At 68.1% G+C, this 22,860-nt stretch carries 17 protein-coding genes; 8 read left to right on the forward strand and 9 right to left on the reverse strand.

The annotated features are described in order from the left end of the window. Positions 1-307: 307 nt before the first annotated feature. Positions 308-1,339 (reverse strand): stage II sporulation protein M, encoded by a 1,032-nt coding sequence (locus tag ACFXHA_RS21275; RefSeq protein ID WP_379359222.1) that lies wholly within the window; start codon positions 1,337-1,339, stop codon positions 308-310. A gap of 74 nt (positions 1,340-1,413) precedes the next feature. Between ACFXHA_RS21275 and ACFXHA_RS21280 the strand changes: the two genes are divergently transcribed. Continuing rightward, entirely contained in the window at positions 1,414-2,214 is an 801-nt protein-coding gene (locus ACFXHA_RS21280) for an RDD family protein (protein ID WP_379359224.1), read from the forward strand. Between the two features lie 3 nt (positions 2,215-2,217). Here the strand turns inward: ACFXHA_RS21280 and ACFXHA_RS21285 are convergent, their stop codons facing one another. The 5 genes from ACFXHA_RS21285 to ACFXHA_RS21305 form a co-directional block, all read right to left on the reverse strand. Then, the gene (locus tag ACFXHA_RS21285; protein WP_379359226.1) at positions 2,218-3,513 is read right to left on the reverse strand and encodes a DUF58 domain-containing protein; all 1,296 of its coding nucleotides are present in this window, start codon (positions 3,511-3,513) and stop codon (positions 2,218-2,220) included. A gap of 3 nt (positions 3,514-3,516) precedes the next feature. Continuing rightward, a complete protein-coding gene (locus tag ACFXHA_RS21290; RefSeq protein WP_379359634.1) occupies positions 3,517-4,500 on the reverse strand; it encodes an AAA family ATPase in 984 nt (327 codons plus the stop codon). Positions 4,501-4,565: 65 nt separating this feature from the next. Continuing rightward, positions 4,566-5,615 carry a DUF4129 domain-containing protein gene (locus ACFXHA_RS21295; RefSeq protein WP_379359228.1) on the reverse strand — a complete coding sequence of 350 codons (1,050 nt, stop codon included), beginning with the start codon at positions 5,613-5,615 and terminating at the stop codon, positions 4,566-4,568. Continuing rightward, on the reverse strand, positions 5,612-6,394 hold the full coding sequence (locus tag ACFXHA_RS21300; RefSeq protein WP_379359230.1) for a hypothetical protein: 783 nt from the start codon (positions 6,392-6,394) through the stop codon (positions 5,612-5,614). The genes ACFXHA_RS21295 and ACFXHA_RS21300 overlap by 4 nt, the downstream gene beginning before the upstream one ends. A gap of 118 nt (positions 6,395-6,512) precedes the next feature. Beyond that, complete coding sequence (locus ACFXHA_RS21305; RefSeq protein WP_379359232.1) at positions 6,513-7,076, reverse strand: TetR/AcrR family transcriptional regulator; 564 nt, start codon at positions 7,074-7,076, stop codon at positions 6,513-6,515. Positions 7,077-7,156: 80 nt separating this feature from the next. On the opposite strand from ACFXHA_RS21305, the gene ACFXHA_RS21310 reads away from it, so the two are divergent. Together ACFXHA_RS21310 and ACFXHA_RS21315 are read left to right on the forward strand one after the other, a co-directional pair. After that, entirely contained in the window at positions 7,157-8,731 is a 1,575-nt protein-coding gene (locus tag ACFXHA_RS21310) for an MFS transporter (protein ID WP_379359234.1), read from the forward strand. A gap of 123 nt (positions 8,732-8,854) precedes the next feature. Then, the gene (locus tag ACFXHA_RS21315) at positions 8,855-9,418 is read left to right on the forward strand and encodes a DUF4352 domain-containing protein (RefSeq protein ID WP_379359236.1); all 564 of its coding nucleotides are present in this window, start codon (positions 8,855-8,857) and stop codon (positions 9,416-9,418) included. A gap of 102 nt (positions 9,419-9,520) precedes the next feature. Here the strand turns inward: ACFXHA_RS21315 and ACFXHA_RS21320 are convergent, their stop codons facing one another. After that, on the reverse strand, positions 9,521-11,356 hold the full coding sequence (locus tag ACFXHA_RS21320; protein WP_379359238.1) for a DUF4407 domain-containing protein: 1,836 nt from the start codon (positions 11,354-11,356) through the stop codon (positions 9,521-9,523). A gap of 901 nt (positions 11,357-12,257) precedes the next feature. Here ACFXHA_RS21320 and gltB point away from each other — a divergent pair. The 5 genes from gltB to ACFXHA_RS21345 all read left to right on the forward strand — a co-directional run bounded on the left by gltB (position 12,258) and on the right by ACFXHA_RS21345 (position 21,702). Beyond that, positions 12,258-16,931 carry a glutamate synthase large subunit gene (gene gltB / locus ACFXHA_RS21325; RefSeq protein WP_379359240.1) on the forward strand — a complete coding sequence of 1,558 codons (4,674 nt, stop codon included), beginning with the start codon at positions 12,258-12,260 and terminating at the stop codon, positions 16,929-16,931. A 131-nt stretch (positions 16,932-17,062) separates the two neighbouring features. Beyond that, positions 17,063-18,532, forward strand: a complete 1,470-nt coding sequence (locus ACFXHA_RS21330; RefSeq protein ID WP_379359242.1) for a glutamate synthase subunit beta — start codon at positions 17,063-17,065, stop codon at positions 18,530-18,532. A gap of 252 nt (positions 18,533-18,784) precedes the next feature. Further along, positions 18,785-19,489, forward strand: coding sequence for a hypothetical protein (locus ACFXHA_RS21335; RefSeq protein WP_379359244.1), 705 nt, complete (start codon positions 18,785-18,787; stop codon positions 19,487-19,489). 58 nt (positions 19,490-19,547) lie between these two features. Continuing rightward, complete coding sequence (locus tag ACFXHA_RS21340) at positions 19,548-20,561, forward strand: alpha/beta hydrolase (protein WP_379359246.1); 1,014 nt, start codon at positions 19,548-19,550, stop codon at positions 20,559-20,561. A gap of 289 nt (positions 20,562-20,850) precedes the next feature. Beyond that, positions 20,851-21,702 carry a cutinase family protein gene (locus tag ACFXHA_RS21345; protein WP_379359636.1) on the forward strand — a complete coding sequence of 284 codons (852 nt, stop codon included), beginning with the start codon at positions 20,851-20,853 and terminating at the stop codon, positions 21,700-21,702. Between the two features lie 92 nt (positions 21,703-21,794). On the opposite strand, the gene ACFXHA_RS21350 is transcribed toward ACFXHA_RS21345, so the two are convergent. Then, positions 21,795-22,121 carry a hypothetical protein gene (locus ACFXHA_RS21350; protein ID WP_379359248.1) on the reverse strand — a complete coding sequence of 109 codons (327 nt, stop codon included), beginning with the start codon at positions 22,119-22,121 and terminating at the stop codon, positions 21,795-21,797. Between the two features lie 115 nt (positions 22,122-22,236). After that, the gene (locus ACFXHA_RS21355; RefSeq protein ID WP_379359250.1) at positions 22,237-22,854 is read right to left on the reverse strand and encodes a histidine phosphatase family protein; all 618 of its coding nucleotides are present in this window, start codon (positions 22,852-22,854) and stop codon (positions 22,237-22,239) included. Positions 22,855-22,860 lie beyond the last annotated feature (6 nt).

Raw genomic sequence — 22,860 nt, forward strand, 5'->3', positions numbered from 1 at the left:
GTTTTCGCAAACTCTCCGGCGGGGTTCGAAACACATCGCGTGCAAGGGGTTGAAACGGGTTCATAAAGGCGACCGCGGGGATAGTTTCGGAGCCCTCCGCAGACCATCCGCAAAGCGGATGCCGGGAATTAGCGATCTTGTCGGGTTCCCCACTGAGACCGGGCATTTCGCCTGGTCGAGTTATACGCCCGGCGGGCAAGTCGGAGGTTGCGTAGCCATAACGATTGTGTAGAGTCATCGGCAACGCTGGCCGCAGCTGAGCCGGACTCGCTGCGGCCAGTGGAAATCAATTCCGACTGGTTCGCGACTACGAAGTCGCCACTCCCACAACCGGTTCCGGACCCTTCTCGATCGAATAGCCCGTGATGTGCTCCGGGTCGATCCCCGCCTCCTGCTCGCGGACCGCCACCCTGCCCCGGCCGAACACATAGGCCAGGAACCCGAGTTCGGCCAGCGCCCCGATCCCCACCCGCAATGCGGTGGGCAGCCCACTGGGCGTCACGAAGCCCTCCAGGCAGCCCGAAACCAGCAGCACACCCACCAATCCGAGCGCGATCACGGCCGTCGCCCGACCCTGCCGCGCCATCGCCTGCGGCCGGCTCTCGCGGCCCGGATCGATCAGGGTCCAACCCAGCTTCAGACCGGCCCCGCCCGCCACGAAAATGGCGGTGAGCTCCAGCATTCCGTGCGGCAGGATCCAGCCGAAGAACGGGCCCAGCCGCCCCGCCTCGGCCATCAGCCCCGCACTGATCCCCAGGTTCAGCGCATTCATGAACAGCAGGTAGACGGCCGGCAGGATCAGCACCCCGAGGAACAACGCCAGGGCCGACACCCACGCGTTGTTGGTCCACACCTTCGCGGCGAAGGCATCGTGCGGATGCTCGTAGTAGTAGGTCTCGAATTCGCCACCGGAACGCGTCAAGGCATCTGTATCGGTGTCCAACCCGAGATGCCGCCGGGCGGCCTCGGAATTGGCCACCCACGCCGCGAGCGCCGCCGAGCCGAGCAGGAAGAGCGTCGCCACCGACACCCACCAGGGCCAGGCCCGGTAGACCGCGGCGGGGAAACGATGGCTGAAGAAGTAGCCGATCTCACGCAGGGTGTCGATGCGGGCGCTCAGTATGCGTCCCCGCGCCCGGGTCAGGACCGCCGAAAGCCCGGCGATGAGTTCCGGATCCGCCTCCCGGGTCTGCAACCGGGCCAGCTGTTGCGATGCGACGCGGTACAACCGGACCAATTCGTCGGCTTCGGTGCCACTGAGCCGCTTTCGCCGGGAGGCCAACTGATCGAGCCGATCCCAGGACGGCCGGTGCACGAAGGTATAGGCGTCCAGATCCATGAGTACCCCTCCTGCGCTAACGCTGACAGAATGCTATCCATCGCGATCACACCCGGCGGAGGAAGACGACCCTCATGGCACTTTTCACCACCGGCGAGGCTGTTGCCGTAGAGCTTCCGATCGCCCGGGTTCCCACCCGGGCCGCAGCCTTCCTGCTCGACCTCATTGTGCAGATCTTCGTCGGAATAGTGCTGATCCTGCTGTTCGAGGCGGTGCTGGCGTGGATGGACGCGGATTCCGCGTGGCGTGACGCCGCGGCGCTGGTCGGCATGGTGAGCGCCATGATCGGGTATCCGGTGCTGTTCGAGACGTTTTCGCGGGGGCGTTCGCTGGGCAAGATGGCGGTCGGGCTGCGGGTGGTGCGCGCCGACGGCGGGCCCATCGACTTCCGGCACGCGGTGACGCGCGGACTGGCGGGCATCGTGGACTTCTGGGTGCTGGGCACCGGGCTGATCGCCGTCGTGGTGTCGCTGTGCTCGCCGCAGGGCCGCCGGATCGGTGACGCGCTGGCGGGCACCGTGGTGGTGCACGACCGCAGCCGGCTGCCCTTCGCGCAACTGGCCGCGCCGCCGCCGTGGCTGATCGGCTGGGCCCGGCCGCTCGACCTGTCCGGTCTCCCGGACGATCTGGTGCTGTCCATGCGCAAGTACCTGTTGCGCTCGCGGACCCTCACCCCGGAGGTCCAGGATCAGCTGGGGCGGGCGCTGGTGCTCGCGGTGTGCGAGAAACTGCGCACGCCACCGCCGAACGGCTATCCGCCGCTGCACATTCTGGGTGCGGTACTGGCTGAGCGGCAGCGGCGGGCAATTCCGCCGCCGCCCCCCGGACTGTTCTCCCGGCACCCGGCGGCGCAGCCCGCTCGCCCGGCCGCGTAACCGCTACAGCGCTCCGGTCTGCTTGAGCTCCAGGTATTCGTCCGCCAGCGCCTCCGGCAGTTGGTCGGGCGCGGCCGCGATGACGCGGACACCCATGCGGCGCAGGGTTTCCCGGGCCACCGCGTGCTCGGCGATGACATTCTCGGCGGCGGCCGCGGCGTAGAGGTCGTCCAGGCCGCTGCGGCGGCTCGCGGCGGCGGCCACCTCCGGATCGGTCACCGACACGACCAGCACCCGGTGGCGGTCGGCCAGCACGGGCAGCACCGGCAGCAGGCCCTCCTGCACGGTGGCGGCGTCGAGATGGGTGAACCAGACCACCAGGCTGCGGCGGCGGGCGCGCTGCAATGTGGCCCGCAGGACGCCTTGATAGTCGGTGTCGACCAGTTCGGGGGTGAGCCCGGCCAGCGCGTGCATGAGCTTGACCTGCAGGCGTTTTCCGCCGACGCCGCGCACCTCGGTGCGCACGCGGCGGTCGTAGGCCAGCAGATCCACCGAGTCGCCGCCGGAGGCGGCCAGCCCGCCCAGCAGCAGTGCCGCCTCGATGGTGGCGTCCAGCCGGGTGCCGGAACCGACGCGCCCCGCGCTCACCCGGCCGGTGTCGAGCAGCATGACCACGTGCCGATTGCGTTCCGGCCGCCAGGTGCGCACCAGGACGTCATTGGCGCGCGCGGTGGCGCGCCAGTCGATGGTGCGGACATCGTCGCCCGCCACATATTCACGGAAGGAATCGAATTCGGTGCCCTGCCCGCGAATCGTGGTGGTGTTGCGGCCTTCCAGATGTTGCAGCTGCTTCACCTTCGAGGCCAGCAGTCGTTCGCTGCGGAACGGCGGCAGGGCGCGCAGCCGGGCGGGGACGTCGCGGCGCACCTGGCGTCCGGCCACGCCCAGCGGGCCCAGCAGGCGCACCGTCACCGGCCCGGCGGTCCGGTCGCCGTGATATTCCGGGGTCAGCTCGGTGTGCAGGCGAATCCTGGTGTTGGGCGGCAGGTTCAGGGCATGGGTGCGGTGCCGGGCATGCGCGCTCGGCGGCCAGTCGTCCCACAGCGTCCCGCGCAGCGGCCGGGTACCGGCATTGAGCACGGCCAGTTCCACCTCGATGCTGCGTCCGGTGCGCACCGTGGTGATCGGGTCCCGGGAGAACTCCAGCGCGCCGGGCGAACCCAGTGCGAGCAGGTCGACGGCGATGAGCACGAACAGCACTAGGGTCGCGATCAGCACGCCGATCCAGGACGGCAGCACGACGGCGACGAACAGGGCCGCGAGCACGGCCGCCGCGGCCAGCCGGCCGGTGACGATCACCGGCTAGACCGGGACGGGGACGGACATCAGCAGCGAGGCCATGACGCCCTCGGCGGTGACGCCCTCCACCTCGTGCTCGGGCCGCAGATGCAGCCGGTGCCGGAGCACCGCCGTCGCAACGGCTTTCACATCGTCGGGTGTGACGTAGGCGCGACCGTTGAGCCACGCGAAGGCCCGCGCGGCCGCCATCAGCGCGGTCGCGCCACGGGTGGACGCGCCGTGCGCGACGGCGGGGGAGGTGCGGGTGGCCCGGCAGATGTCGACCGTGTACGCCAGCACCTCGGGGCTGATGGCCACCTGCGCGACCGCGGCGCGCGCGGCGGCGATGTGCGCGGCGTTGGCGACCGGGCGCAGTCCGGCCGCGTTCAGGTCGCGCGGGTCGAATCCGGCGGCGTGCCGCTGCAGGATGCGGAATTCGTCGTCGCGCCCGGGCAATTGGACGTCCACCTTGAACAGGAACCGGTCCAGCTGCGCCTCCGGCAGCGGGTAGGTGCCCTCCTGCTCGATCGGGTTCTGGGTGGCGACCACCACGAACGGATCCGGCAGCGGCTGCGGTACGCCGTCCACCGAAACCTGGCGCTCCTCCATCGATTCCAGCAGCGCCGACTGTGTCTTCGGGGGCGTGCGGTTGATCTCGTCGGCCAGCAGCAGATTGGTGAACACCGGGCCGCGGCGGAAGGTGAACTCGGCCGAATGCGGGTCGTAGATCTGCGAGCCGGTGACATCGCCCGGCATCAGGTCCGGGGTGAACTGGATGCGGGAGTGCTCCAGATCCAGCGCCATGGCCAGCGCCCGCACCAGCAGCGTCTTGGCCACGCCCGGAACGCCTTCCAGCAGCACGTGGCCGCGGCACAGCAACGCCAGCACCAGGAACATGACGGCGTGGTCGTTGCCGACGACCGCCTTGCCGATCTCGGCGCGCAACGCCAGCAACGCCTGTTGCGCGTCCTGCGCCGTCGGTCCGTCCACCGCGGTCGGTCCGTTCACCACGGCGGGCGCATGGTTGCCGTCCTCGATCTTCTTGGTGAGATCGGTGTTCTGGGTCAGATCGGTCACAAGACCTCCGCTTCGATCCATTCGAGTTGTGCGGCCACGAGTTCCAAGGTGCCCTGATCCGCGACCGGGTCGTACAGGGCGGCCCGGACCACGGCCGGGTCCGTGTGGGTGCGGGCGCTCACCGCCGCGATCACCAGCTCCGCCGGGGTCTCGGCGGTGACGCCGAGCGCGGGCCGCAGCCGCCGCAGCGCCGCCGCCCGAAGTTTGGTGGCCACATGTTCGGGATCGCGGGATTTCCGGTACAGCCCGGCCTGTCCCGCGAGCAGTTCGTGGGCCGGGGCCTCCACCGGCAGCGGTTCGCGCACGATCGCGCCCCGCCGGCGACCACGCCACCACAGCACGGTGGCCCAGGCGATCAGGAATTGCAGTCCGCCGAAGGCCAGCCAGTGCGGCATGGTCTGGAAGATCGAGTCGCTGCCCGCGCCGAAGTCCGGCGTCGATACCTTCGGCGGCTTCGGCGGCGGGCTGGGCGGGTTCGTCGGCGGCAGATCCGGCAAGGACGGCGGGGCCCCGAGATGGGTCAGCACGAAGATCAGCAGCCCGATGCCGATGACGGCGGCCACGGCCGCCCAGAACCGCCAATCCCGCAGCAGCTGCGGCACTTCCCGTTCGGTCCGCTCCCGGGCTTTCTTCGCCTTGACGGCCTTGGTCTTGCGGACCCGGCGCTGCTCGGTGAGCTCCACCGGCCCGGCCTTGGGCGGCGGCGCGAGTGAATACCGGTCGGCCTGCTCGAGCCGCCGATACTCGGCCTCGGTGCCGTAGCGCCCGCCGTACACCACCTCGTCGAAACTGTGTGCGGCCGAGGGTAGTTCGATCGCGTCCGGCACGGCGGTGGTGGCGGCGTCGGCGGTCTCCCGCGCCGTGCGCGCCCGCTCCTCCGCGAGCACGCCGCGCTGCTCCAGGCCACGGGTGACGGCGCGATAGCGCTCCCGCAGGGCCGAGCCGAAATCCCCACGGCGCGCGGCATCCTCGGCCGCGGCAAGGTGCGTGGCGGCCGGGCCCAGGGCCGGTTCGGGCGGTACCGGGATCCGTTCGGTATCGGTCATCGGCCGCTCACCGCCGGTACCGGAATGTCCCAGGCCTCGCGGCGGCAGCGCCGATCGACGTAGACGACCACCTGCGTGGCCGATTCCACCAGTTCCCCGAACGCCACCACCAGCAGGGCCACCACGATGAGCAGCACCGTCACCGTCCAGCGGTGGGTGCCGGAGAACTGGGTGATGAACTGCCACAGCGCGAACAGCGGCACCAGCAGCACCACCAGTAGGGTGCGCAGATACAGCCACAGGCCGACCAGCGGCCATTCCGTCCCGCTCGCAAGCAGTTTCGCGCGCCGGGCGGCGTCGCCGTAGCCGAGGGATCGATCGAAGACGGTGGGCACCAGGGTGGCGCGCCGCGCGCGCAGCCAGGCCAGCCAGATCACCGCGAACGGGACCGTGAAGAGCAGGGGAGCGCCGAGCAGCAGCACACCGATCCCGATGAGCGTGTACATCACCTGATAGGCCAGCAGCGGACCGGCTTTGCCGGTGGCCTGCCCGAGGGCGGCGCGCCGGCTCAACGGCCGCCGGTAGACGACCGCGAGTCCGATCGGCACGGTCACCCAGCGCACGAACCCGCGCAGCAGCCACGCGCACAGCAGGGTCACCACCAGACCGCTCCAGAAGGTGCCGCTGTCGGAGTCACCGGTGAGCAGGGCGGCCAGCGCGGTGCCCGCGACGGCCAGCCCGGCGGCCACGGCGATCGCCACGCTGAGCAACGGCGCCAAGGTCTTGATCCGGGCCTGGATCAGGGCGAACGGCAGATCCAGCAGTTCACGGAACTGCATCGGGCGAATCGGCACAACGACCGGTTCGGTAGAAGTCGGTCCCCCCACCGAGCCGGTCGGCGAACCGACAGAGTCGGCAGCGGTCGGCAACACGGGCCCGAGTCTATCCGGACAGGTGCTATCGGTCGCCCGATAAGAGTCGCGCCACGACCTGGCGGTACAGGCCGGGTTCGATCGGCGGCAGGCCGAGCAGAGCGCGCAGGTAGACGCCGTCGCCGACCAGGCCCACGATCTCCGCGCGGACCGGATCGTCGATCTCGTTGTCCAGGGCCGTCTTCCAGGACCGCATCACCTCGGTGAGGGCGCGGTCGGTCTCGGCCGGGCCGCCGTCGGTGGGCGCCTCGATGGTTCGCATGGCGGCCAGCATCGAGCGATACAGGGCGAGTTCGACGGCGTCGGTCTCGTCGTCGGGGTGCGGGGCCTGCAGGTACCACTCGGCGACCGAGCGGCCCTGGTCCACGGCGGCCTGTACCTGCCGGTCCGTGCGGTCGCCGACCCGGCGCAGCAGTCCGGCCAGCAGGGCGTCCTTGCTCTTGAAGTGATAGAGCAGTCCGCCCTTGGAGACGCCGGCGGTGGCGGCCACGTTCTCCAGGGTCACCTGGGACATACCCCGGTCGAGCAGCAGGGATTCGAGGGCGTCGAGGATCCGGTCACGGGTCCCGGCGGGGTCGCGGGTGGTCACGAGGCTTGACTGTACCGTCTGGACGGTTCAGACTACTACTGCACCGTCTGGACGGTTCATAACTCCGAAAGAGAAAGCCGATGACCACCAAACCGACCGCTCGATCCGGAACTCCCGTGACCACCGACCGGCACCTCACCGCCACGCCACCGAAGGCCCGGCCCCGTGATTGGGCCGGGCTCGGTGTTCTCGCGCTCGCGTTGCTGCTGATCGCCGTCGACGCGACCGTGCTCGACCTCGCGGTCCCCTCCATCACCGCCGACCTGGCGCCCACCACCCCGCAGCTGCTCTGGATCATCGACGTCTACTCGTTCGTGCTGGCCGGCCTGCTGGTCACCATGGGCACCCTCGGCGACCGCATCGGCCGCCGCCGCCTGCTGCTCATCGGCGCGGTCGGCTTCGCCGCGGCCTCGGCACTCGCCGCCTGGGCGATCAACCCCGAAATGCTCATCGCCGCACGCGTTCTGCAGGGCCTCGCCGGCGCCACCCTGATGCCCGCGACCCTCGGCCTGATCCGCACCATGTTCGCCGACGCCCGCCAGCGCACCCTCGCCATCTCGGTCTGGGGCGCGATGGCCGCCTCCGGCGCCGCCTTCGGCCCGCTGCTCGGCGGCTGGATGCTCGAGCACTTCTGGTGGGGCTCGGTGTTTTTGGTGAACCTGCCGGTCATGGCGCTGCTGGTGGTGCTGGCCCCGGTCCTGGTGCCGGAGTCGAAGGACCCCAACCCGGGTCGCTTCGACCTGATCAGCGCCGGGCTGTCGATGGCGGCCCTGATCCCGATCGTCTACGCGGTCAAGGAATTCGCCGCCCACGGCGCGAGCCTGAACCTGGTGTTCATCGCCGCGATCGGCATCGTGTCCGGTGTGGTGTTCGTGCGTCGCCAGCGCGGGCTCGCCGCCCCGCTGATCGACCTGGGCCTGTTCCGGCTGCCAGCCTTCCGGGCCGCCGTGTTCACCAATCTGCTGTCGGTGTTCGCGCTGGCCGGAGTGCTGTTCTTCGGCTCGCAGTACCTGCAGTTGGTGCTGGGCAAGTCTCCGTTGGAGGCCGGTCTGCTGCTGATCCCGGGCACCGTCGGCTCCATGCTGGGTGCCCTCGCGGCGGCCTGGCTGGTCCGATGGTGGCGTCCGGCAACGGTATTGGCGGGTTCGCTGGTGACCGTCGCCCTGGGCGCGAGCCTGTACTGGTTGCTGCCCACCGATCCGCAGGGCTCGGTGACCCCGTTCATCGTGGGCTTCCTGCTGATCGGCCTGGGTGAGGGTGTGGCGCTGACGGTGTCGTCCGACATGATCGTGAGCACCGCGCCGGAGGCCCGCGCGGGCAATGCCGCCGCCATTTCGGAAACGGCCATGGAGATGGGTATCGCCCTGGGTGTCGCGGTGCTGGGCAGTGCCGTGATGGCGGCCTTCCGCCGCGGCCTGGACCTGTCGCACGTCCCGTCGGTGCACGCCGACGCGGCCCGCGAATCACTGGGCGGCGCCATCGAAACCGCCCGTGCGCTACCGCAACCCGCGGCCGGTGAACTGCTGAATTCGGCGCACACCGCCTTCGTCAGCGGTATCCACCTGGCGGCCACCTCGACGGCGGCCATCCTGCTGCTGACCGCGGTCATCGCGTATCGGGCGGCAGGCCGCAAGAACAGGAACAAGATCGACTGAACGACTGATACGGCGACCGATACAGACTGTTATTTCGACGACGAGTCCCCGAGATATCACTGATAACTTGCCGATTCGGCGCGCCGCTGGCTCGCCGTGATCTCTCTGGGGAGGAACCCTTTCATGAAGCTCGTTCGTCGTGCGTCGGTCGCCGTGCTCGGTGCGGTGGCGGTCTCGCTGGCGCTCACCGCGTGTGGGCCCAGCGCCGCCAACACCGTCGAGACCAAGGCCAACGGCGCGGGCCCGGCCGCCTCGCAGAATGCGCCCGCGAAGGTCGGTGACACGCTCACCCTCAAGGGCATCGACAACGGCGCGAAGGCCGATGTCACCGTGCTGAAGGTGGTCGACGGCCCGAACGCCACCGACGATGTCGACGCGGTGCCCGCCGGCAAGCGCTACTTCGCCGTGCAGTTCCAGATCAAGAACTCCGGCACCAAGGGATACAACGACGCGCCCAGCAACAGCGCGAAGGTCGTCGACGCCACGGGCCAGACGTTCGCGTCCACCACTACCTACACCGACACCACCGCCGGTCCGGACTTCCCGACCATCGTCGACATCGCGCCCGGCGACCTGTCGACCGGTTACATCGTGTTCCAGGTGCCGGCCGACTCGCAGATCACCAAGGTCCAGTTCGGCCTGGACAGCGGCTGGTCCGACCACACCGGGCAGTGGACCATCGCCTGATCCTTCTCGACGCCGACCACCGGCCTCGAATAGAGCTGTGGCCCGGGTTGTTTCCGTGTTCAACGTGAAACAATCCGGGCCACAGTGCGTTTCGGGCAGTGGCTACCGACCGGTCCCCGGCGGCAGTTCGCGGGGAGCGCGGTAGCCGAGCTCGGCATTGCGGCGAGCGGCGAGCGCGTCCTGGTCGGGGGCGGCCGGCAGCGGGTAGCTCGGATCGACCACCTGGCCCTGGGGGAGCGCGGTATAGGACGGGTACTGGGCGTAGGGCTGATCCACCACGGTGGAGGCGACGCGCTGCGCATGCACGTGCTGCGGCGAGCCCGGCGGCAACTGATAGCCGTACTGCGGCTGGCCGTATGCCTGCGGTTGGCCGTACACCTGCTGCTGCGGCTGCGCGGAATCCTCGGAATCCACCGTCACCTTGCGGGTGCGGCGCAGCGTGAAGGTGATCTCCTCGGCCTCCTCGAACGCCTGCCGCACGGTGCGCAGCGGATGCGTCGCGGTATCGATGGCATTGGCCACGAACGACGGGACCAGCGGCCGGATCCAGCGGGCCGCGGTATCGGTGAACGGCACCGTGCCGATGATCGGAAGTTCCAGGCCGCCACCCTTGTTCGTGGGGGCGGGGGCCGGGGCGGCGATCGGTGCGGGAGCCGGTACGTGCGGTGCGAGCGCACCGGCGGGCGGCAGGGGGGCGAGCGCCCCCGAGGTCAACTGGGCGGGCAGGTTGGGCGACTGGGTCAAGGTCCCCTCCGGAAGCTCGAGTCTGGCGGCGGAGTCGAATTCGGCGACCGCCCGCTGCGCGGGCTCGGTGATGCCGATCTCGAAATTGCCGATGGCGGCGATGATGCGGGTGCGCTGCCGTTCCCGGTCGATGGCGGTGTCGGCGTGCGCGGCCAGCCGCGCGGCGGTGAGTTGTTGTTCGGCGCGCAGCTTTTCGGTCTCCACCCGCACCTCCGCCTGTTTGACGGCGATGGCGGTGGTGGCGGCCTGGTCGATGCGATCGGTGCTGGTGCGGACCGCGACGCTGCGGTCGAAGGCCGTCTCGCCGCGCCACCAGCGCAGCAGCAGCGGCAGCAGGGTGAGCACGATGAGCAGCAGGGCGACCGCGAGGCGCAGCGCCAGCGGACCGAAATGCCCTGTCGTGTAATCGTTCATGGCCACCCAGCGCGCGCCCAGCCCGCGGTCACCCTCGGTGTAGGCGTCCTTGCGGGCGGTGGCGAGGGCCTGGTCCTTCTGGGTGACCTTGGTGTCGAGCCCGTCCACCTTGCCCTGCGCCACGGCGAGTTGCGCGCGGGCGTCGTCGAGCATCTGGTTGGCGGTGCGTTCCTCGGGTCCGCGGCCGGGCACGCCGGTCTTGGGGATTCCGGCGCAGTCCTGGTCCGGGTTGTATTCGCAGCGCGCGATTTTCAGCGCGGTGGTGACATCGCCCTGCGCCTTGGTGATCTGCTGGTCCAGGGTGGCGCGGTCGGCCTTGGCCTGATCGGACTCGGTGCGCGCGGTGACCACGGCGGGCGCGGATTCCACGGCGCGCTGGGCGGTTTCGTCGAGCAACCGGTGCACGGTGCCGGAGAACAGTACGGTGCAGGCCAATTCGGCGATGACGACGCCGGAGATGACGGCTACGGCGATGCGGCCGCCGAATTCGGCTATCGCCCGGCGATTCTCGCGCCGGTGCGGGGTGGCGGCGGTGGCGAGCGCGCGGGAGATGGCTCCCGACAACAGCGTGGCGATGAGCGCCACCAAGATCACGGCGACGACAGGCCAGCGCGCGGCGGCGGTGGCGACCGCGGTCACGACTCCCGCGGTGGCCGCGACCAGCGCAACCACCGTGCCGGTGACCGTATAACCCCCGTGTTCGTCCGGATCGGTGAGCCGCGGCTGCGCCCCGCCCAGCCACACCAACAGCGCTCCGAGTCCGGCGGTTCTCTCAGTCATGGGAGCTCACATCCCTCTAAGTCCCAAGTGATTCGGCTTCTCACCGTGTTAGCTCAACTGAACCGTCGCTGATTCGTTGTCTCAGCGTGACAGGCGTACAGCTGTTCCATCGACCGCGACGGCTGGGATGTGGCCAGCCTCACACCGGCACGTTTCCGGCGTGTGACGTGGTGTTGATCACGCGCGGACCGGCTCGAACGGGGCCGAAAACGCGGGCGGAAGGCAGATTTTCGGTTTGCTGAACGTGTGCTGAATCCCACATTCAGGAAAAATTCCGTACGGTCGGCAGGTTGCCTGACCATGTCCCCCCGGCGGCCACGGCGGCGACGGAACTTGTCCGGAAAGTTAGCCGCCTAACGCCCGGTTTGCCGGATCCCATTGTGGGGAAATCTGATTCATTGCAGGTGGGAGGCCGTCCGGAGCTGCGCTGGACGTTCCGGCCGATACCCGCGCGCACGTGCGATGCAGTGGTGAACTCAACTGAAACGCACCTGCACCCCTGCTTTACACTGGAGAACGCGCGTGTGTTGGAGGACCGATGAAGAAGCCCAGCTAGAAGCTGGAATTAGCGCAACCTAAGTTGGTTGGGCTCCAGTCCTGACTTATCGTTTGCTCTTACGCCGAACTACACAATTCGGCAGATCTCCCCATATGGCCAAGGCACCCGATCGGTGTCAGCCTAGCGGGCGAGAACGGCGCGGTGTGTGGCGAAAGCGTAAGAGTTCCGTTACCACCGAGCACCCGACTAGGTAATCGAAGCGGGTCGACAACTGCAAAGTTGACTGCACGGAGTGACCATCAGCGCAGCTGGTCTCCGAAACGTCCGGGCGCAGTCCCTACCGGAGGCGTTCGACGAAGGCCCTTATTTCTTCGAAGGCCTGTTTTTTGTGAAGGCAGAGGCATGACGCAACTTCCTGGCCACGGGTCCCCCACCGGCGGTGCCGGCTACGGACGCGGCCCCATCGGGCTCTATGACCCGGCGAACGAACACGACTCCTGTGGTGTCGCGTTCGTCGTCGACATGCACGGCCGCCGCAGCCGCGACATCGTCGACAAGGCTATTACGGCATTGCTGAACCTGGAGCACCGTGGCGCTGCCGGTGCCGAGCCCAACTCCGGCGACGGTGCGGGCATCCTGATTCAGCTCCCGGACAAGTTCTTCCGTGCGGTCGTCGACTTCGAGCTTCCCGCCGAAGGTTCGTACGCCACGGGTATCGCGTTCCTTCCGCAGGCCCGCCGCGAGGCTGCCCGCGCCGGCTACGGCGTCGAGAAGATCGTGCGCGAGGAGGGCCTCGAGGTCCTCGGCTGGCGTGAGGTCCCGATCGACGAATCGTCGCTGGGCGCGCTCTCGCGCGACGCCATGCCGACCTTCCGGCAGATCTTCATCGCCTCGCCCAAGAACAGTGCCGAGCAGCTCTCCGGCATGGACCTGGAGCGTCGCGCCTACGTCATCCGCAAGCGCATCGAGCACGAGCTCGGCAAGGCGGGCGCAGGCGAGGGTGCCACCGGCAAGGAGTCGGTCTACTTCCCGTCGCTGTCCGGTGAGACCTTCGTCTACAAGGGCATGTTCACGACCCCGCAGCTGCGGGCGTTCTACATCGACCTGCAGGACGACCGGGTCGAGTCCGCGCTCGGCATCGTGCACTCGCGCTTCTCCACCAACACCTTCCCGTCGTGGCCGCTGGCGCACCCCTTCCGGCGCGTCGCCCACAACGGTGAGATCAACACCGTCTCGGGCAACGAGAACTGGATGCGCGCGCGTGAGGCGCTGCTGAACTCCAACGTGTTCGGCACCGACCACGAGGGCAACAACCGCCTGGAGAAGATCTTCCCGGTCTGCACCCCCGGCGCCTCCGACACCGCTCGCTTCGACGAGGTGCTGGAACTGCTGCACCTCGGTGGCCGCAGCCTGCCGCACGCCGTGCTCATGATGATTCCGGAGGCGTGGGAGCGCCACGAGTCCATGACCCCGGAGCAGCGCGCGTTCTACCGCTACCACTCCTTCCTGATGGAGCCGTGGGACGGCCCGGCCTCGGTGTGCTTCACCGACGGCACGGTCGTCGGCGCGGTGCTGGACCGAAACGGCCTGCGCCCCGGGCGAATCTGGGTCACCGACGACGGTCTCGTCGTGCTGGCCTCCGAGGTCGGCGTGCTCGACATCGACCCGGCCAAGATCGTCTACAAGAAGCGCCTGCAGCCCGGCCACATGTTCCTGGTCGACACCAAGCAGGGCCGCATCATCTCCGATGACGAGGTCAAGTCCTCGCTGGCCGCCGAGTTCCCGTACCAGCAGTGGCTGGACGAGGGCCCGGTCAAGCTGAGCGACCTGCAGGACCGCCCGCACGTGCACATGTCGCACGACCGCGTGCTGGCCCGGCAGCAGATCTTCGGATACTCCATCGAAGAGCTCAACATCCTGATCTCGCCGATGGCGCAGACCGGTGGCGAGGCGCTCGGCTCGATGGGCACCGACACCCCGATCGCGGTGCTGTCGTCGCGTCCGCGACTGCTGTTCGACTACTTCTCGCAGCTGTTCGCGCAGGTCACCAACCCGCCGCTGGACGCCATCCGCGAAGAGGTCGTCACCTCGCTGCGCAGCATGGTGGGCCCGGAGGCCGACCTGCTGAACCCGAGCCTGGACTCCTGTCGCCAGATCACCCTGACCCAGCCGATCCTGGACAACGACGAGCTCTCCAAGCTGGTCCACATCAACGACGACGGCTCGCGTCCCGAGCTGCGTTCGGTTGTCGTGCACGGTCTTTACCCGGTGAAGAAGGGCGGCAAGGGGCTGCGCAAGGCCATCGAGGCCGTGCAGCGCCAGGTTTCGGCCGCGATCGACGGCGGCGCGCGCATCATCGTGCTGTCCGACCGCGAGTCGAACGAGAAGCTCGCCCCGATCCCGTCGCTGCTGCTCACCGCCGCGGTGCACCACCACCTGGTCCGCGAGCGCACTCGCACCAAGGTCGGCCTGGTCGTCGAGGCCGGTGACGCCCGCGAGGTGCACCACATGGCCATGCTGGTCGGCTTCGGCGCGGCTGCCATCAACCCCTACATGGCCTTCGAGTCCATCGAGGACATGCTGGAGCGCGGCTCGCTGAAGATGCCGGGCAGCACCGGCGATCACGCGGCCGACTTCAAGAAGGCCGTCTACAACTACAACAAGGCCGCCGGCAAGGGTGTGCTGAAGGTGATGTCCAAGATGGGCATCTCCACCATCGCCTCCTACCGTGGCGCGCAGCTGTTCCAGGTCGTCGGCCTGGCGCAGGAGCTCGTCGACGAGTACTTCACCGGTCTGCGCTCGCCGCTGGACGGCATCGGCCTCGACGACATCGCCGACGAGGTCGCGGCCCGCCACCGGATCGCGTACCTGGAGAACCGCAACGAGCGCGCGCACCGCGAGCTCGAGATCGGCGGCGAGTACCAGTGGCGGCGTGAGGGCGAGTACCACCTGTTCAACCCGGACACGGTGTTCAAGCTGCAGCACGCCACCCGCTCGGGCCAGTACAAGGTCTTCAAGGAGTACACCAAGCTCGTCGACGATCAGTCGGAGCGCTTGGCCTCGCTGCGTGGCCTGTTCAAGTTCAAGAGCGAAGGCCGCCACCCGATTTCGATCGACGAGGTCGAGTCGGCCGCGGAGATCGTGAAGCGCTTCTCGACCGGTGCGATGAGCTACGGCTCCATCTCGGCCGAGGCCCACGAGACCCTGGCCATCGCCATGAACCGGCTCGGCGGCCGCTCCAACTCCGGTGAGGGCGGCGAGCACCCGGCGCGCTTCGAGCCGGAGGAGAACGGCGACTGGCGTCGCAGTGCCATCAAGCAGGTGGCGTCGGGTCGCTTCGGTGTGACCGCGCACTACCTGACCAACTGCACCGACATCCAGATCAAGATGGCGCAGGGCGCGAAGCCCGGTGAGGGCGGCCAGCTTCCGGCTCACAAGGTGTACCCGTGGGTCGCCGAGGTCCGGCACTCGACGCCCGGCGTCGGCCTGATCTCGCCGCCGCCGCACCACGACATCTACTCGATCGAGGATCTGGCGCAGCTGATCCACGACCTGAAGAACGCGAACCCGCAGGCGCGGATTCACGTGAAACTGGTCGCGGAGCCCGGCGTCGGCACCGTCGCCGCGGGTGTCTCCAAGGCGCACGCCGACGTGGTCCTGATCTCGGGTCACGACGGTGGCACCGGTGCCTCGCCGCTGACCTCGCTCAAGCACGCGGGCGGCCCCTGGGAGCTCGGCCTCGCCGAGACCCAGCAGACCCTGCTGCTCAACGGCCTGCGCGACCGCATCGTGGTGCAGGTGGACGGTCAGATGAAGACCGGCCGTGACGTCATGATCGCCGCACTGCTGGGCGCCGAGGAGTACGGTTTCGCGACCGCTCCGCTGGTGGTCTCGGGCTGCATCATGATGCGCGTCTGCCACCTCGACACCTGCCCGGTCGGCGTCGCGACCCAGAACCCCGTTCTGCGTGAGCGTTTCACCGGCAAGCCGGAGTTCGTCGAGAACTTCATGCTCTACATCGCCGAAGAGGTCCGCGAGCTGCTGGCTTCGCTGGGTCTGCGCACGCTCGACGAGGCCATCGGCCGCGTCGATCTGCTCGACACCACCGCCGCCAAGTCGCATTGGAAGGCCGCCAAGCTCGATCTGTCGCCGATCCTGGACGACGTCGAGACGGCGTTCATGATGCAGGACCGTCGCCAGACCAAGAGCCAGGACCACGGGCTGGACAAGGCCCTGGACAACAAGCTCATCGCGGAGGCCGCGGACGCGCTCGAGCGTGGCAAGCCGGTCAAGATCGAAACCAAGATCACCAACGTGAACCGCACGGTCGGCACCATGCTCGGCCACGAGGTCACCAAGCTCTACGGCGGAGTCGGCCTGCCGGACAACACCATCGACATCCAGTTCACCGGTTCCGCCGGTAACTCGTTCGGTGCGTTCGTCCCGGCCGGTATCACCCTGCGGGTCGCGGGCGACGCCAACGACTATGTGGGCAAGGGTCTTTCGGGTGGACGCATCATCGTGCGCCCGTCGGCCGACGCGCCCGCCGAGTACGTGGCGGAGCAGAACATCATCGCGGGCAACGTGATCCTGTTCGGCGCGACCTCGGGCCAGGCGTTCATCCGCGGTGTCGCGGGCGAGCGCTTCAGCGTCCGTAACTCGGGTGCCACCGCGGTGGTCGAGGGTGTGGGCGACCACGCCTGCGAGTACATGACCGGTGGCAAGGTGGTCATCCTCGGCGAGACCGGCCGCAACTTCGGCGCGGGTATGTCCGGTGGTGTCGCGTACATCTACAACCCGAACAACACCTTCGAGGCCAACCTCAACACCGAACTGGTCGATCTCGAGCAGCTCTCGGCCGAGGACGTCCAGACGCTGAAGGACATCGTCGAGCAGCACCGCACCGAGACCGGTTCGGCTGTCGCGGAACGCATCCTGAGCGACTGGGCCCAGCAGGTGTCCAAGTTCGTGAAGGTCATGCCGCGCGACTACAAGAAGGTCCTGCTCGCCATCTCCGAGGCCGAGAAGGCCGGACGGAACGTGGACGAGGCGATCATGGAGGCGGCTCGTGGCTGACCTCTCGAGTTCAAAGCCGTGGACGAGGCACCGTGACAATTCAAGGCGGCTCGTGGCTGACCTCACCTTTTCGGTGCGACGCTGCACCTCTGTTTTTTCGTGCGCGCAGCGCTGTAGTCAGGAGTTCGTAAATGGGTGACGCACAAGGCTTCCTGAAGCACACCAGCCGGGAACTGCCCAAGCGCCGTCCGGTTCCGCTGCGGCTGCTGGACTGGAAAGAGGTCTACGAGGAGAAGTTCTCCCACGAGACCCTGCAGAAGCAGGCCAGCCGCTGCATGGACTGCGGTATCCCGTTCTGCCACAACGGCTGCCCGCTCGGGAACCTGATTCCCGAGTGGAACGACCTGGTGTACCGGGGCGCGTGGAAGGAAGGCTTCGACCGCCTGCACGCGACCAACAACTTCCCGGAGTTCACCGGCCGCCTGTGCCCGGCCCCGTGTGAGGCGTCCTGTGTCCTGGGCATCAACCAGGACGCGGTGACCATCAAGCAGGTCGAGGTCGAGATCATCGAGAACGGCTTCGATGAGGGCTGGGTCACCCCGATCTACCCGACCCGCCTGACCGGCAAGCGGATCGCGGTCGTCGGCTCGGGTCCCGCGGGCTTGGCGGCTGCCCAGCAGCTCACCCGGGCGGGCCACACCGTGACCGTGTTCGAGCGCGACGACCGCATCGGCGGCCTGATGCGCTACGGCATCCCGGAATTCAAGATGGAGAAGCGTTTCATCGACCGCCGCCTGGCGCAGATGGAAGGCGAAGGCACCATCTTCAAGGCCGGCGTGAACGTGGGCGTCGACATCACCGCCGAGCAGCTGCGCGAGCAGTTCGACGCGGTCGTCCTCGCCGGTGGCGCGACCATCGCGCGTGACCTGCCGATCCCGGGTCGCGACCTGGACGGCATCCACCAGGCCATGGAGTTTTTGCCGCTGGCCAACCGCGTGCAGCTGGGCGACCAGATCACCGACGAGGACGGCCTGCCGCGCATCAACGCGCGCGGCAAGAAGGTCGTCATCATCGGTGGCGGTGACACCGGCGCGGACTGCCTCGGCACCTCGCACCGCCAGGGCGCGGAGTCGATCCACCAGTTCGAGATCATGCCGCGTCCGCCGGAGGAGCGCGCCACCTCGACGCCGTGGCCGACCTACCCGCTGCTGTACCGCGTCTCCTCGGCTCACGAGGAGGGCGGCGAGCGCGTGTTCTCCGTCAACACCGAGCGTTTCGTCGGTGCGGACGGCAAGGTCACCGGGCTGCAGGCGCACGAGGTGACGATGGTCAACGGCCGCTTCGAGAAGGTCGAGGGCACCGACTTCACCCTCGAGGCCGATCTGGTGCTGCTGGCCATGGGCTTCGTGGGACCGCAGAAGAACGGTCTGCTCGAGGGTCTGGGCGTGGGCTACGACCAGCGCGGCAATGTCATGCGCGACAAGGACTGGGCCACCACGGTGCCCGGCGTCTTCGTGGCTGGCGATATGGGCCGCGGTCAGTCGCTGATCGTGTGGGCTATCGCCGAGGGTCGCGCCGCGGCCGCCGCGGTGGACCGCTACCTGGAGGGGGAGACGGCGTTGCCGTCGCCGATCACCCCCACGATGGTTGCCCAGCGCTGAGCTGAATAACTACGAAAAGGGCGCTCCCGGACTTCGGTCCGGGAGCGCCCTTTTCGTTTCCCGGAAAACTCTCCGCACGTGTGAAATGTGTGCTAGTCAGTTGCTGTAGCGGATTTATCGAAACCCTGGACAGGGGACCAGTTACACCTGTTTACTTAGTCCCCGTGTGGAGCCCCAACCTCCGAGTCGTCCGCAGCGCTCGGTAGTTCAGTAAAGGTCCCGCAAACCTGCCGGGACACTTGGAGGAGAGTTATGTTGCGTAATCGCCGCGCGGCCGCGATCGTGAGTGCCGCCGCACTGGTATCCGCGGGTCTGAGTGTCACCACCGTGGAAACCGGAGTCGCGTCAGCGGATTCGACCTGTTCGGTCACCTCGCACGCCACGAAGAACGACATCAGCACGGTCGGTATCACCATGACGTACGACAAGACGGTCAACTCCGGCTCGATCGGCACGGGCACCACGGCGACCTACACGATCGTCATCGGCACCACCGGTATCGGTAACCCGTACGTCAACACCATCACCGATTACCCGCCGGCCGGCTTCGGCGCGCCGATCAGCGCGTCCATCACCGCCTACCACCTCGGGCTCGGCGAGCAGACCGCCAGCGTCACCCCCGAGCCGAACGCGGGCGGCTGGAAGGTCACCAACACCGGCTGGTTCGTGAACTCCGGCAACCCGGTGACCTACACCGTCAAGTACGCCGTCCCCGCGAATCTCTCGGCCGGACAACAGGTCACCAGCGGCGGCATCGGCGTCGCGGGCACGGTCGGCGTCAGCAACGAGCTGCCGAACCTGACCGCATGCTTCACCGCGCGCGCCAACACCGTGGGCGAGGACCTGCTGGGCAGCCTCGGCAACAACGGACTCGGCTCCGCCGACGGGCAGCTCAGCTCGACCGGCTCGATCAGCGACATCATCGCCAACGCGATCGGAAAGGCCCTCGGCAGCTGATCGCGCAGCCGTAGAACACGCCCCGGCCCGGGCCGACGATATCGATGAGGATCCGCCGATGACCACCAGGAAAACACCGCTGCTCGCCTCGATCCGCGGTGTCGCCTGCGCGCTGGCGCTGTCGTTGCTGCCCGGCGGGATCGGCACGGCCACTGCCGATTCCGCCGGTGCGCATCTCGTCTCCATCGATCGGCCCGGGCAGCGGCAGGAGGAGATCGCGGTCTATTCGGCCGCGATGGACCGGGTGATCACCCTGCAGGTGATCACTCCCTTCGACAACAGCGCGCCACGGCCCACCCTCTATCTGCTCAATGGCGCGGGCGGCGGCGAGGACGCGGCCACCTGGTATCACCAGACCGATATCGTGCAATTCTTCGCCGATAAGAATGTGAATGTGGTGTCGCCGGTCGGCGGCAAATTCTCCTATTACACCGACTGGGAGCGTGACGACCCCGCACTCGGTCGCGTGAAATGGCAGACCTTTCTCACCCAGGAACTGCCCCCGATCATCGATTCCGCATTGCACACCTCCGGAGTGAATGCCATCGCGGGTGTTTCGATGTCCGCGAGTTCCGCCCTGGATTTGGCCATTCAGGCGCCCGATCTGTATCGCGCCGTCGCGTCCTACAGCGGCTGTGCCACCGCCGCCGATCAGACCAGCCGCCAATACATCAAGCTGGTGCTGGATCGCGGTAATGCGGATATGAGCAATATGTGGGGTGCGCCCGACGACCCTGCCTGGCAGCAGCACGACGCGGTGCTCAATGCCGAGGGGCTGCGCGGCAAGGCGCTGTTCATCTCGAGCTCGACCGGCCTGCCGGGTGACCTGGACACACTCGATTCGCCCTCGATCGCCGGCCGTCCGGTGACGCTGGCCAATCAGCTGCTGCTCGGCGGCATCATCGAGGCCGCCACCAACGGCTGCACCCATCGGCTCGCCGATCGGCTGGGGGAGCTGGGTATCCCGGCCCAGATCGAATTCCGGGCGGGTGGCACGCACTCGTGGCGGTATTGGGAGGACGCGCTGCATCGGTCGTGGCCCATGCTCGAGGCGGCACTGCAGGGAGTGTGACGTATATCTGTGCCGGAAAACGGACGTGTTCCCCGACTCGCCTGGCATCGCTGAATAGCCCCCTTTATGCTAGGCGGCGGTGTGTCGTTGATCTCGTCACGCGGTCTGTTTCGGCCGGGTCTTGCGGGGTGGTTACTCGGGTTAACCCGGAGTGCACCGGATTGTCATCCGGCGACCGCACCATGATCGGGAATCGGGACGTTTCAGTTGTCCCGGCACAAGCGTGAACTGGAGCAGTATGCGGTTGAAGAATGTTGTCGCCGCTGCAGGAGCAGCGGCGAGCGTGCTCATGTCGGGAATCGTGCTGGGCAGTGGACCTGTTACGGCCGACCCCGGGGCGGCGTGCCCGAGCTTCTACACGGTGGCCGTTCCGGGCACCTGGGAAACCGGTCACGACAAGGACCCCAAGCCCGGCATGCTGGCCGGTGTAACCAATGGTTTGCCGGGTGAGGTCGACTACGTCACCTACGCGGCCACCGCCTTCCCGTGGGAGGGCGACGTCTACGCCGCTTCCAAGAAGGAAGCCGTCGACAATGCCCGTGGGCTGGTCCAGGACATGGGCGCGCGTTGCCCGGGTACCAAGATCGCCATCACCGGCTACAGCCAGGGCGCCGACGCGGCCGGCGATCTCGCCGCCGAGATCGGTTCGGGCCACGGTGTGGTGCCGCCGGACCGCATCGCGGCCGTCGCGCTGATCTCCGATCCGAGCCGGGCCCCCAGCGACGCCCAGGTCGGCCCGATCGCCCCCGGTGCGGGTGCGGGCGGTGCGCGCGTGGGCGGCTTCGGCTGGATCAGCGACAAGGTGCGCACCGTGTGCGCCATCGGCGATCTGTACTGCTCCACCGAGCAGACCGACTTCCTGACCCGCTTCGCCGGTTTCCTCGCGCAGGCGAGCAACCCGAACAACTTCAACCCCTGGCAGACCCAGCTGCAGCTCGGGTCGATCCTCAACGACCTGATCGCCCAGGGTGGTCTGCCGACGCTGCAGGCGCAGCTGGCCGACGGCCCCGACAGCGAGTACGCGCATCAGCTCGAGCAGTTCTACCGCAGCGGTACCCACACCAGCTACGGCAGCTACTCGGTCGGCGGCGGCCAGACCGCCATCACCTGGATGCACAACTGGATCGCCACCAACGCGTAGCGATTCGGGCAACCCGTATCGAAAAGGCCGCTCCCACGGTGTGGGGGCGGCCTTTTCGTGTCCCTGAGTCGTCGAGGTGCGTGCTGCCGGGGTCAGCTCCCGAACGAGCCGGTGGACGGCAGCCACGGCGCGGGGGCCGGGGTGTTGTTGTCCCAGCCGTTGTCGCCGCCGCCATTGTTGTTCCAGCCGTTGCCGTTCCAGCCGTTGCCGCCGTTCCAGCCGTCGTGGTCGTGATCGTGGCGGTGGTGGTGATCCCAGTCGTGGTCGTCGATCTGCTGGGCGACCACGGGGGTGCTGGAGTCGTCGGGGGTCGCGGCGTTCGCGGGGAGCGCGATCACGGCGAGCGGGATGGCGGCCAGGGCACCGGCCGCTGCCAGGCGCAGGGCGAAGCGACGGCGGGGCGTCTTGATGGCGGACATCGTGGAGCCTTTCTGTCGGGATCGTGTGCCGCGAAGGGGGAGCGGCTCACGAGTTCCAATACAAGGCGTCCGCCCTTGGAGGGCTGTGCGATGAGGCTGGGAGTCGGCTGAGCGTCTAGTCCCGCGGACGCTGCATGCGCGGCAACAGATCCCAGACGTGCCCGTTCTCGTTGATGGTGGCCGCGGTGCGATTGCCGGTGCGCGAGTACAGGATTCGGGTGATCGAGCAGTAGTCGATCGGGAAGGTGAGCGGGCGGGCCAGGCCCAGCACGTCCTGCAGCAGCACATTGATCACGCCGCCGTGCGCGAAGACGACGACGGTATCGCTCGGATCGGCGGCCGCGACCACACTGTCGATGGCGTCGCGTACGCGGCCGATGAAGGCGTCGCCGTCGATCTGCTCGGGCAGGTATCCGGACTTGATGCGCTCGTAGGTTTCCCGGAATTCCTGTTGTGCGTCCTCGATGGGGATGTACATCGGCAATTCGCGATCGTATTCGGCGAGGCCGTCGAGAACGTCGATGTCGAGACCGAGCTTTTCGGCGGTGGGCCGCGCGGTTTCGCGGGCGCGCAACTGTGGGCTGCTGACCACCCGGGCGATCCGGTGGTGGGCCAGCGCGGACGGAACCCGGTCGGCCTGTTCGAGTCCGGTCGCGGTGAGATCCGGGTCGGCCGGACCGGCCTGAGCCAGGACACGTTGCGGCTGGGCGTGGCGGACGAGGATCAACTGCATGCCACC

The sequence above is a fragment of the Nocardia sp. NPDC059240 genome, assembly GCF_042753865.1.
In the GTDB taxonomy this organism is placed as follows: domain Bacteria; phylum Actinomycetota; class Actinomycetes; order Mycobacteriales; family Mycobacteriaceae; genus Nocardia.